Origin of the sequence: Puniceibacterium antarcticum, assembly GCF_002760615.1 — a bacterium.
Classification (GTDB): Bacteria; Pseudomonadota; Alphaproteobacteria; order Rhodobacterales; family Rhodobacteraceae; genus Puniceibacterium; species Puniceibacterium antarcticum.
This window is the reverse complement of the sequence record NZ_AWWI01000181.1, coordinates 31,854-44,119: the sequence shown is the minus strand read 5'-3', so window position 1 is coordinate 44,119 and position 12,266 is coordinate 31,854. Positions and strand designations below refer to the sequence as shown.

The window sequence follows — 12,266 nt, the reverse complement described above, 5'->3', positions numbered from 1 at the left end:
GGGATAACTGCGTCTCGGGAAAGGGGGAGTCCGTTCAGAAACGACTTTGTGCAACAGAGTCCCTTCAAACCGTCCGCCATCATGACCTATTGGGCAGTGCGAGGGCCACAATGGGTATGCGGGGTTTTCTGTCCGAACTCGGCTGCCTGCCGGTTTTGGCCATGGTCCATATCCCCAAGCTGCAAGAGGTTCTGGCCGGAGACGGAACATGGTGCGGCGATGCGGAGCAGTGGGACGGATATCTTGGCCGCACGCTGGAACGGCTGGATTGGTGGACCGAAGCGGCGCAGCCCCAAAGAAACGAAGACGCGATCAGGCCGACGCGCCATTTCTCAGCGCCCCGTCTCAGCGTAACGCCCCTGAACGCATCACTCCGCAGCGTCAAGCAGCCCCATGCCGCTTTCAAGGGCGAGGCTTTCCAGCCTCATTGGCAACGACTGATCCTTCGCAAGCGGGGCAGATCGGCGCAATAATCTAATTAAGTCATTTTGAATTTAGTAACCTAACGCAACGGCATCCGGGATTTGCTCGCGGAAAGGCCCGCCCGGTGAGATTTCCGAGTGATTTTGTCACGCGACCGTCACGCACGCCACCTAAGGCCTTCCTCCGGACGATCCCCCAAAAACACAAATTTGTGAGCGCCATCTTCGAATGATGCCCAAAAGACGAAAGATCACACAGTGTCTGACATGAAATCGAAATTGAAAGTTTCCACTGCACTAGCTGTATTTATCGCCTGCCCTGCCGTGGGAACGGCGCAGGAAGCCTATCTAAACAAAGACGTTCCGGCCTATATGGACACCGGTTTCACGAACGAGCGGGGCGATGCCCGCTATGCAACAAAGGAAACCAATGCGGGCGTCAGGTTGCTCAGTGGCTTTCTGGAAATCTGGGAACCCCGCACGCCTTATGTCGATGCTGATGTAAGCGCTCCGGCGGTCGGTGACTTCCCCGCAGTGGTAAAGACCGACTGGGACGGCATCCCGGGCAGCGCCACAGATGGCAAGATCCTGAACCAGGCCGTGCACGACCACAATATTCAATATGTTGTTGACATCACCCGCAACCGCACAGAACAGGAAGCGAAGGAAGCCTATCTGGATGACCGCCGTGCCAAGGGTTACAGCGTGTTGACCGGACTGGGGTCACTGCAGGATGCCTGGGTGAAGGGCACAAAACAGTTCACAACCATTCTCGACGTCGCAGAGGATGCCACAACCGTAAAATACGATGATGGTGGCAACAACAATGGCGCCGGCTGGTGGGAAGGTAACGAGGATCTCGGCCTTGCCGTCGAACTCGTCGGCCGAATGGGTTACAGCGCCTCGACAGAGCCTGCGAAGCGGTATTTCAAATACGCCCGCCCCTGGCGGTGGTCCGGAGATGTTGTCGTCGTACCGACGCTTGAGCCCGCCAAGAGCACGACGCCAATCAAGGACGGCGGTTTCCCGAGCGGCCATACCGCAGAAGCCTGGCGTGATGCCCTTGCCCTGGCCTATATGGTGCCGCAGCGTTTTCAGGAGCTTGTGACGCGTGCGATCTCGATGGGTGACAGCCGCATTCTTGCCGGCATGCACTCGCCGCTTGATGTCATCGGTGGGCGCATGCTCGGGACCGCATCCGTCGTCTTCAACCTCAATCGTGAGAATGGCGACGACGGCTTTGACTGGCAGACCCTCAAGAAAGACGCCTACACTCAGGCCCAAGCCTGGCTGATGAAAGAGACAGATTCCGCGACGGCGTCCGATCTTTACGTCGCGGCCCATTCAGGTGACCTTTCGGTCGACCGTTTTGCGGACCGCGAGGCAAATGCCGCCTATGTGGCAGATCGGCTGACTTATGGGTTTACGCAGATCAATGCCACCGACAAGCCGGTTTATGTCCCCAAGGGCGCTGAGGTGCTGCTTGAAACCCGCATGCCCTATCTGACCGCGGATCAGCGCCGCGCCATTCTGGCGACAACCGCTCTGGCGTCGGGATATCCCGTGATGGATGACGCAGAAGGCTACGGTCGTCTGAACCTCTATGCGGCAGCGGACGGTTACGGAGCCTTCTGGGACGATGTCACGGTCACCATGGACAAGAGCCTTGATGGCTTCAATGCCTTCGATTCGTGGAACAACGATATTTCCGGCGCGGGCAAGCTGACAAAATTGGGTACCGGCACGCTGATGCTCACCGGCCTCAACAGCTATGCGGGTGGAACGGTTGTCGGCGGGGGAATGCTTGTCGGTACCCACGGCAAGGCCTTCGGCACCGGCGATATTGAGGTCGATGCCACAGGTCAGCTGGTGGTGAACACCCTTATCGACAGCACCTTCGACAACGATGTGTCCGGCACGGGCAGCTTTGAAAAGCGCGGCGAGGGCAGTCTGGTCTACACCGGCGACGGTTCGCAGTTCACCGGCACGACCTTCGTCAATGGTGGGCGTTTTGCGGTCAACGGCAGCTGGGGAAGTGCGCTTGATATTGCAAGCGGGGGCACCCTGGGGGGTAACGGCACTGTGGCCAGCACCTTGGTGAAAAAGGACGGCCGTCTGTCGCCCGGCGAGTCGATCGGCACGGTCACGGTCAATGGCGATCTGACGCTCGCGGCGGGGTCATTCTATGATCTTGAATTCTCCAACAATGGCAGCTCGGACCGCACCCTCGTCAGCGGCACTGCGGCCATTGAGGGCGCGACAGTCAACGCGATCGCCCTTGATTCAAACGTCAGCTACAGCAATGGACAAAGTTACACCTTCCTGACGGCGGACAATGTGACCGGGCAGTTCAGCGATCTGCAGATCGACTCTGCGTTCATCAGGTCACAGCTCTTCTACACCTCGACCGACGTGACCTTGCAGCTGACCACGAATGGTGCCCGCTCCTTTACCGCTGCGGCGCAGACAAACAACCAGCGCGCTGCCGCCGCAGCGCTTGACCTGCTCGATCAGACTGCGGGATCCGGCAGCCTGTCTCTGTTCAATGGCTTCCTTTTCAGCGATGATGAAACGGCGAGCAAGGCTTTCGATCAGGTCTCCGGGGAAGAGCATGCCAGCGCCCAATCTGCTCTGCTCGGCAATTCCCGCGTTGTCAGCGACATGGCTCTGGAACGTCTGAACTCTCAGGGTGACGGCGTCTGGACCTCTGGTTACGGCGCACGCACGAAGTTTGACAGCGATGACAATGCGGCGTCCTATGACGTAAACGGCGGCGGAGTCTTCTTTGGCGCTGACGGACTTGTATCCGGCGATCTGCGTCTTGGTGTCCTGACCGGCTGGGGAAAATCCTCAGTTGACAGTGATCGTACCACCGGATCGGTCGACATCGAAAGCTATCATGTCGGCGTTTATGGCGGCACCGAGATCGGGAAACTCTCGCTCAGGGCAGGCGCAGCATACAGCCTGAACCAGCTGGAAACAAAGCGGTCTGTTAACATCGGCAGCTTCTCCGACACTCTGAAGGCCGATTATGACTCTGGCCTGACCCAGTTCTTTGGGGAGGCCAGCTATGCTCTGGAGCTCGGCAATCAGATCCAGATGTCGCCCTTCGCAAACCTATCGCATGCCATTCTTTCGACGGACAGCTTCTCGGAAAATGGTGGAGCGGCAGCACTTTCGGCCGATGACAACACATCCGAAGCCACCTTTACGACTGCAGGTGTCAGGGCGTCAGGGAACTTTGATCAGGACAAGACCGCGCTGCGCTGGAACGCAATGGCCAGCTGGCAGCATGTGTTTGGCGATGCGACACCCGAAAGCGAGATGGCTTTTGCCAATGGTGGAAGCTTCCTGGTCGCAGGTGCACCGATTGGCCGCGATGCAGCCCGGATCTCTTTTGGGGTCGACATAAAGATCAGCGACAACACTGATTTTGGCGTCTCCTATCAAGGTCAGTTCTCTAACGACATGTCGAGTAACGGCCTCAAGGCAGACTTCAGCCTCCGGTTCTGATTGATCTGACGGTACGGGACCCCAGGAACACAATCCTGGGGTCCCTCCCTTTGAATTGCGGCACCGTAAGCCTCCAGTCTGAATGCGTAGAAAAAAGATAAAGTGCCGGATCGTGGCAGGGTTCTGACGCAAACTTCTGAGCACGCTGGTATGACTCATAGTTTTGGATAAAGCTATCCAACGAGTGCTGTGAGTTGTTGAAATGTCCCAATAGACTCTTGCCAAACTAGCCCAACTTTGAACTCGCTTGATCACATAATGAAAATTATCAGATTCAAAAGTTTTTCGCCTAACTTTTGACCGATCTGGCGCCCACTTCTCTCTTAAGATACAACGGCTTCAGTATAAACAACGGCCAGGAGAAGCCCAATGGCAAGAGTAGACTTAGACCAACTATCGCTCGACGAGCTGAAGCAGCTTGAGAAGGATGTTACCAAGGCAATCAAAAACTTTGAGGCGCGGCGGAAAAGCGAAGCTTTGGCAGCGGTAGAAGCCAAAGCCCGTGAGATGGGCTTTACGATCGCTGAGCTGACCGGTGATAGCAAAGCCAAGGGAAAGGCGACTGTTTCAGCCCCCAAGTACCAGCATCCGGAGAACCCTGCTCTGACTTGGACCGGTCGTGGTCGCAAGCCGAACTGGTTCCAAGAGGCTGTCGATGCAGGCACGCCAGCTGAAAGCATGTTAATCAAGTGATCCACAGATCTTCGGCGCTCCCGAATTCACCTCACCGTGGGCGCCGAATGTTCATCATGTTTTTTGAGACCATTTCATGGAAGCTTTTGGTTGTAAGCTCGCATGAAATAACAGCGTATTCTTTGATCTGCAGCGGAGCGCTCCGTGAAGATGTGCGGGTCGCGGCGCAGGTAGGTTACATGGCCAGATACCATCTCTTCGTAGTTCGTGAAGCGCGTCGCCGCCTGCTGCCGCTTACCGCGCCGGAAAGAGCATCGCCTGCGGACGCGAGGGCCGGGTGCAGATTAAGCGCGTCAATTACTGGCCAAGCATTAAAGAGTAGATCACACAACCCAGAATGCCTTCATCGAAAGCTTCAACGGCCGCGTGCGCGATGAGCTGCTGAACGAGACCCTGTTCCCGTCGTTGCACCATGCCCGCGTGACGCTGGCCGCCTGGCGCAAGGACTATAACACCGAACGCCCCCACTCCCGCCTCGGCTGGCAGACCCCAGCCGAGTTTGCCAAGACCTTCGCCCCGCAACGGGGCCTGACGCTGCGCAATCCGCAAAGCTCCGCGCCAGACCCCGTTGCCCAACCCGCCCAAATCGGCAAAACTCAAACCCGGAGTCTCGCTCACGCTGGATAAAAGTTGGGGGCAACGTCAAACGAGACCCATTTTAACTTATTTTTTTAGTTTGGCCTGTTCGAGAGACCAGTATTCCATATTAAAAAGATCGAATTCGGAAATCGGTGTGAATTGTCCGTAATCCTCTGCAGCGTTGACGATCCGTGTGGTCTGTTCAAGCAGATCGCCGGCGACATGCGCCGACTTTTCTGTATTACCAACACCGTAAAGCCCAACACCCGGCACCAGCACTGCCCGTGGAAGCGGGTCGAGCATCACTTTTAGCTCTGCCGTATTGAGCGCGTTGCGGTCAAAATACGCATGATAGCGTGCAGCATATTTGGCGAGGGTCGCATCGACCTCGTCCCGGGCATCATTAGCTGACAGGATCATTGGGAACGGCTTGATCCGGATCACATGGTCAGGTGTCACAGTCCCACGTCCAGACAACTCGAACATATTGTCCCGGTCGAGATAGGCCCGGATGGAGGGTGTTGTGCGAAAATCCAGCACCGGCGCCGTGCCAAGGCCGCCATGTGCTCCAAGCGCGTCAGCGAGAGCGAGACTAAGAGAAGCCGGCGCCTCGCGGTCAGTCTGCTCTGGTCCCGGCACCGCCACTCCACGAGAAGACAGAAACTCTTCGGCCATCGTGACAAACTCAATCATCAGCTCATAGCTCGCACGCCCGGTCTCGGCAAAGGTGAACAGACCGTGCTGTTCTAGCCAGAGCCCCTGAACGCTTGGATCACGATTAAGTGCTTCGTTGCAGGCGTGGCTCAAGGCATAGCCCGGCATGACGTAGGGCACGAAACCGACGCGTCCGCCATAGATTCTCTGGACCACGCCCCGCATGTCCGCCTGGTCGGCAAGGACAAGTGTGGCCGTGGCATGTGTGTGGTCGACGAACGCATGCGGCATGTAGGCATGCAGCAGCGCTTCGGTAGATGGGTTCGGGGCTGACGGTTCCAGCAGATGGGACCGCAGAAAGGCCACCATATCCTCGTCAGACATATGGGGGATGTCTTTACTTGCCAGAAGCGGCTCAAGGCGCATCGCCGGGAGTCCGGGCGCCTCGATATCGCTGAGGTCCCAGCCAGAGCCTTTGACGTGGATAACGGCCCCACCCGCTGCCTCTGGAACCTTGACCGACGTATTCCCTCCCCCATGCAGAACAAGGTCTGGATCCTGCCCAATCAGACGCGAAGTGTATATCCGCAGACCCAGCGCAGCGGGCTGACCCTGCGCCTTGGCGGCGTCGACAAAGCTCTGGGCGTCAGTGTCGTTCCAGCGAGATTGCATGAGGAGGCTCCTTGTTGGATCGGCGGAGGCGCGAACGCCCCCGCTTTTGAAGAGGTGTTGGGGTCAGAAATCGAAATTGTCGATATTCTCGGCGGTGAACACGGTGCGTTCCGGCAAAAGCACGATGCCGTTGCCCTCGGCTTCATAGTCATAGCCCTGCACCGAGTTGGGCGAGACTTCGACTTCACCGATGCCCGGAACGTCGATCTTGTCGCCGACATTCAGCGGCCCGTTTTCAAGCACATGCGCCGCCACAGCTACCGAGATCGCGCCCTGTTGTGTCACGTCCCAAAGACCAAACCGTTTGACCGTGCCGCGCTGGACGTAGGAGCGCATCACGTTCGGGGTGGAAAAGCCGACGATGGTGAGATTGCCTGCACGATCAAGGTTTTCCGCCGCCTGAGCCGCCGCCGGAAGCGCGTTGGCATCGGGCGCAATGATGGCGTCGAGGTCGGGATAGGCGGACAGGATGCTTTCGGCGGTCTGCAGGGACTTCTGCGCGTCGTTGTATCCGTATTGGGTCGTCACGACTTCCCAGCTCGGATGCTCGGCCGCAATCTTCGCCTTGGCGGCTTCGGCCCAGGCGTTCTGGTCGGTCACGGTCGGCGAGGAATAGAAGAACGCAACCTTTGCCTTTTCTTTGCCCTCAAGCCCGTCATTCGCCATGTCCACCAGCAGGCCACCCAGCTGGTCCGGCGTGCCCTGGTTCACATAGTAGGACCGGCATTCAGGGTTCACGTCGGAATCCCAGGTCATGACAAGCACACCGCGCGCCATCGCCTGTTTCAGCGCCGGGCACAGACCGTCCGGGGAAACGGATGACAGGATCACCGCGCCGTAGCCCTGATTAACAAAGTTGTTCACGAATTGCACCTGACCGGAAACGCTCGGTTCGGTCGGGCCGTCATAGGTGACGTTGACGCCCAGTTCCTTGCCCATGTCCACGGCGCCCTTGCCGCCGGACGTGAAAAAGCCCACGCCGACAAGTTTCGGAATAAAGGCTATGTCCTGAGCGACGGCAACATTCGCCATCATCAGCCCTGCGGCCACGGTGCCCACAAATTTCAGTGTCTTACGCATAGTCGTTCCTCCCTAAAGAACTCTGTTCCGCCTCAGTCGATCTGACGCGTTCGAACCGGAATAATATCGCGCAAGAGCGCAGCGCCGTGGCGCAAGGCCACGACAAGAACCAGCAGCGCCCCGGACAGCGCGCTGGAAATCTGACTTGGAACACCGCTCATCTGCAGACCCTGCTGGAGATATCCGATGATGAACGTGGCGATGATCGTGCCCAGAACCGATCCCTGCCCGCCATAGATCGACGCGCCGCCCAGGACCGCCGCCGTGATCGCAGGCAACAGCGTGGCACTGCCCAGATCAACGCGGGCCGATCCGAAATAGGCCGACAGCATCACGCCGGCGAGCGCGGCAGCAACACCGGTCATGACATAGGTCAGCATCTGCACGCGGGCCACGGGCATCCCCGAATGGCGTGCCGCGTTTTCGTTCTGACCGATCTGGAACACCAATCGGCCAAAGCGAGTCAGATGCAGCAACACCAGCAGCACCGCCGAAAAGCTCAGAAACACAAAAAGTGGCATAGGCAGACCAAAGATCTGCGCATATCCCAGCGCCGTGAAGGCTGCCGGAAAGCCGCCGATGCCTTCATACCCGTTCGCGCCGACAACACCGGACAGCACCGTTGCCGCCCCGGAAAACATGTAGAGTGAGCCAAGCGTAACCACCAAGGGCTGCAGCCCCGTCAAACGGATGATCGTGGCGTTCAGGAGACCGGCCAGCGCCCCAGTCGCAAACCCCACCAAGAGTGCTACGGGCAGAGGCAGGCCAAAGAAGTTGGCGATGCCGAAGGTGATTGCGCACAGCCCGACGGTAGAGGCAAAGCTGACATCAATACCGCCCGCGATGATCACGAAGGTCAGCGGAACCGCCACGATGCCGACCTGCACGAAATCGGAGGTCCCGAACAACATCGAACTTGGGCGCAGAAAGCGCGGATTTATGAACCCGAAGACCAGCAGCTCAAGCACCAGTAACCCGAGAAGAAGAACCTCCCACCGCATCAGATACCGTTTCATGCAGCGTCCTCCAGCTTGCGCGTTGTCGAAGATGTCTGATCGCCGCGCCTGTAGCGGGCGGCGCGATCCCGTGCCTCAAGCGCGATGCGCAGGCGTCCGTCGATCAGCAGCACACCCAAGAGCATGGCGCCGCCGATCAGGTCGTTCCAGTAGGCGGGGATCTTCAGAAACACGAGCGTTGTGTCGATTGAAGTGAAGAAGATGACCCCGATCACGACACCTGCCACAGACCCGACGCCGCCGAGCAGGCTCACGCCCCCCAGAACCAGTGCCGCAATGGCGCGCAGTTCGATTCCGCTGCCCGCCTGATTGGGCACGAACCCGATCTGCGCCGCAAAGGTGATCCCGGCCACGGACGCCATAACCCCGGCCCAGACAAAGGCCAGAAACTCGATCCGTTTGACCGGCAGCCCAAGGTGGCGCGCCGCGGCGCGGTTGTCGCCCGTCACCATCACCCAACGTCCGCGTCGCGAACGCAGAAAGAGCCAGACGACGAGGATCGCAACGGCGGCCACGATACCTACGACAGACAGTCCTGCAAAAGACCGCGCACCCAGCATCTTGAGCGGCTCGGGCAAATCCTCGATCCATTCGCCGCCGGTTGTGATCAGCATCACACCGCGAAACAGCCCAAGCGTGCCAAGGGTTGCAACGATCGAGGGCACGCCCAGAACCGCCACCAGAAAACCGTTCAGCGCGCCCGCCGCGATCCCGGCCCCCAGCGCCATGGAAATGGCGACCGGCATGGCAATCCCCGCGTTCAGGGACAGGCCAAGTGTCACCGCAGACAGGCCCAGAATGGACCCGCCAGAGACGTCAATGTTGCGGGTGAGGATGACTGGGAAAATCCCCAGCGCCACCAGCATCAGCACCAGACCGTTCGACCAGATGATCGACGCCGTGCGCGGCGCAAGGAACCCCGGCGCCGCCAATCCCACGGCCAGCAGCACGGCAACGGTCACAAGGAAAAGTGTCGCGATCCGGTCGCGGGCAATCCGTTCAAGCATGCGCCAGTCCCCCGGCCTCAAAGGCCAATTCAGCAATTTCATCGGTCGAGGCACCGCCCGGCAGCGCGCCTGCAAGATAGCCGCCAGCCATCACGGCAATCCGGTCCGACAGCCGGACAACTTCGTCAAAATCTGACGAGATCAGCAAAACCGAGGTGCCCTCGGCCGCCAGCGTTTCGATGATGCGGTAGATGTCGTTGCGGGCACCAACATCGACGCCGCGCGTGGGTTCATCTAAGATCAGCAGCTTTGGCTTGGCCACCAGACATTTGGACAGCAGCACCTTTTGCTGGTTGCCGCCTGACAGGCTGCTCACAGGCTGGTCGGGACTCGCGCATTTGATGCCCAGCATGTCGCGATAGCTGTCGAAACGCGCGCGTTCCCGGCCCGGGCGCAGGAAAAAAGGCAGCCTGTCATAGACAAAAGAGGATGTATTCCAGAACAGCGGCGCGTCCAGAAACAGGCCGTATTGCTGGCGGTCTTCCGACAGATGAACGACGCCCTGCCGCACGGCCTCGCTCGGGCTTTTGGCGACAAAGGGTGTTCCGTCCAGCGTCACCTTGCCCTGACTGCGCATCCGCAAGCCGACCAGCGTTTCTGCAAGCTCCGTGCGGCCCGCCCCGACCACACCGGTCAGGCCAAGAACCTCGCCCTTGTGGATATCAAACGAGATGTCGACAAAGCCTTCGCCGCTCATCCCTTTGAGGGACAAGAGGATATCCTTGGATTGCGCCTTGCCTGCAACGCGCGCATCAAGGGCGGTCACGCCTGGGCTCATCGCGGCCAGAATATCGGCATCGGCGCTGTCGGACATCATTTCGCTGAACACGACATAGCCGTCGCGCAAGACGGTGATCCTGTCCGAGACGGCGCGCAATTCGTGCAACTTGTGAGAAATGAACACCAGCCCGTGCCCCGACTCGCGCAGCGCCCGCATCCGGGAAAACAGCGTGTCCACCTCATGAGGGGTCAGGGCTGATGTGGGTTCATCGAGGATGAGAACCTTTGCCTCGCGCACCAGCCCGCGCAGGATCTCAACGATCTGACGATCCGCAATCTCGAGGGTTGCGGCCTTTGTGTCGGGAGAAAGCGCAACGCCGATCTGGGCGATCAATGCCTCGATCCGCGCGCGATAGGCGGCGGCCGGTTTCGACAGCCCGACACAGATGTTTTCAAGAACGGACTGATTGGGAAAGATATGTGCCTCTTGTGGCACAAGATAGAGCCCCATCGCCTGTGCCTGCGCCGGTGTGACGGGCGACAAGGGCTGACCGCCGATGTGCACCTGTCCGTCGGTTGCCGGAACCAGCCCCACAAGAATCTTCATCAGAGTCGATTTGCCCGCCCCGTTCCCGCCCAGAAGCGCATGAACCTCGCCGGCACGCACTGAGAAATCCACCTTCTTGAGTACGGAAACAGGGCCATAACTCTTTGAAACAGAGGTCAGCTCGGCAAGCACAGGGTCCATAACGCCTCCTCAACGTCATTCGTCATGCATCTTCCCGCAGCCTCCCGTGTCGCGTTCATATGCATATTACATGTTCATTTGTTCACCACTCTACCTTCATGTCAACCGATTCATGCTATCATTATCGGAAATTTGTCCGGTAAATACAGATATTGACTTGTTCAAATGTATTTGTGATTACTTAAATGATCCGCACAGTTGTGCGAGCGGGAGGATAAATCATGGCAGACACAGCGCCGGACGAAACGGACGAGGCCCTGCTCGCGCGCGTGGCATGGCTCTATTACAATGACGGCCTAACCCAGAGCGAAGTGGGCGAGATCCTCAACCTGTCGCGCATCAAGGTGTCGCGCCTGCTCGATGTCGGGCGCACCTCGGGCTTTATCCAGCTGCGCATCAATTCCCGCCAGCAAGGCTGTCTTGCGCTGGAAAGCCGCATGAAGCAGCAGTTCGGGCTCAGCGATTGCCGCGTCATCCCCGAAAGCACGGTCGAAGATGCCAACATGCGGATCGGTCAGGCCGCGGCGCAATACCTTATGCAAAAGCTGGCGCCGGGCGACAGCCTGTCCGTGGGCTGGGGCGAGACGATCACCCATTCCGTCCGCATGCTTGGATATACCGCCAAGGAACGTGGCATCGGTCTTTATGCGCTGACCGGCGGCGTGCAAACCTATGTCGAAGGGATGCGCGAGGCGAACTGGCACAAGAACGTCAACATCATTCCCGCCCCTCTTGTAGTGTCGACCCCGGAACTCGCCAAGGCCCTGATGCAGGAACCCTCTGTCGCCTCGCTCATGACAAAGGCGCTTGAGGCTGAATACAAGCTTGTGGGCATCGGTGGGGTAAGCGAGGGCGCAACCGTCTTCAAACAGGACTATCTTTCGCCGGGGGATATCGACCCGCTGCGGCGTGGCGGGGCCCGGGGGGATATCCTCTGCCGGTTCTTTGACCGCAATGGTCAGGACATTGCACTGCCGCTGCATGACCGCGTGGTCGGCGTCGATCTGACACAACTGCGCGCCTCGGACAAAGTCATCGGCGCGGCCGGCGGGCCGACCAAGACGACCCCTATCCTTGCGGCCTTGCGCGGCAATATTCTCGACATTCTGATCACAGACGAACCAACCGCGCTTGCACTTCTTGACGCGGCAGAAGGCTGAAA

General features: G+C 58.9%; 9 protein-coding genes and 1 pseudogene. 5 read left to right on the top strand and 5 right to left on the bottom strand.

From position 1 onward, the window contains the following. Positions 1–116: 116 nt before the first annotated feature. The 4 genes and pseudogenes from P775_RS25595 to P775_RS29305 all read left to right on the top strand — a co-directional run. Entirely contained in the window at positions 117–473 is a 357-nt protein-coding gene (locus P775_RS25595; protein WP_180287587.1) for a hypothetical protein, read from the top strand. Between the two features lie 216 nt (positions 474–689). Next, a complete protein-coding gene (locus P775_RS25590; protein ID WP_099913633.1) occupies positions 690–3,935 on the top strand; it encodes an autotransporter domain-containing protein in 3,246 nt (1,081 codons plus the stop codon). Positions 3,936–4,304: 369 nt separating this feature from the next. Beyond that, the gene (locus tag P775_RS25585) at positions 4,305–4,628 is read left to right on the top strand and encodes an H-NS histone family protein (protein ID WP_099913632.1); all 324 of its coding nucleotides are present in this window, start codon (positions 4,305–4,307) and stop codon (positions 4,626–4,628) included. 333 nt (positions 4,629–4,961) lie between these two features. Next, positions 4,962–5,255 (top strand): annotated as a pseudogene (locus P775_RS29305) (integrase core domain-containing protein); the annotation flags it as partial. A gap of 36 nt (positions 5,256–5,291) precedes the next feature. Here the strand turns inward: P775_RS29305 and P775_RS25575 are convergent. The 5 genes from P775_RS25575 to lsrA form a co-directional block, all read right to left on the bottom strand. Continuing rightward, the gene (locus tag P775_RS25575) at positions 5,292–6,533 is read right to left on the bottom strand and encodes a class II aldolase/adducin family protein (RefSeq protein ID WP_099913631.1); all 1,242 of its coding nucleotides are present in this window, start codon (positions 6,531–6,533) and stop codon (positions 5,292–5,294) included. Between the two features lie 63 nt (positions 6,534–6,596). Next, positions 6,597–7,613, bottom strand: a complete 1,017-nt coding sequence (gene lsrB / locus P775_RS25570) for an autoinducer 2 ABC transporter substrate-binding protein LsrB (RefSeq protein WP_099913630.1) — start codon at positions 7,611–7,613, stop codon at positions 6,597–6,599. A 32-nt stretch (positions 7,614–7,645) separates the two neighbouring features. Further along, complete coding sequence (locus P775_RS25565) at positions 7,646–8,629, bottom strand: ABC transporter permease subunit (protein WP_099913629.1); 984 nt, start codon at positions 8,627–8,629, stop codon at positions 7,646–7,648. Then, positions 8,626–9,636 (bottom strand): ABC transporter permease subunit, encoded by a 1,011-nt coding sequence (locus P775_RS25560; RefSeq protein WP_099913628.1) that lies wholly within the window; start codon positions 9,634–9,636, stop codon positions 8,626–8,628. The genes P775_RS25565 and P775_RS25560 overlap by 4 nt, the downstream gene beginning before the upstream one ends. Further along, positions 9,629–11,104 carry an autoinducer 2 ABC transporter ATP-binding protein LsrA gene (lsrA, locus tag P775_RS25555; RefSeq protein WP_099913627.1) on the bottom strand — a complete coding sequence of 492 codons (1,476 nt, stop codon included), beginning with the start codon at positions 11,102–11,104 and terminating at the stop codon, positions 9,629–9,631. Before lsrA ends, P775_RS25560 begins: the two co-directional genes overlap by 8 nt. A 221-nt stretch (positions 11,105–11,325) precedes the next feature. Between lsrA and P775_RS25550 the strand changes: the two genes are divergently transcribed. Next, complete coding sequence (locus P775_RS25550) at positions 11,326–12,264, top strand: sugar-binding transcriptional regulator (protein ID WP_099913626.1); 939 nt, start codon at positions 11,326–11,328, stop codon at positions 12,262–12,264. Positions 12,265–12,266: the final 2 nt, after the last annotated feature.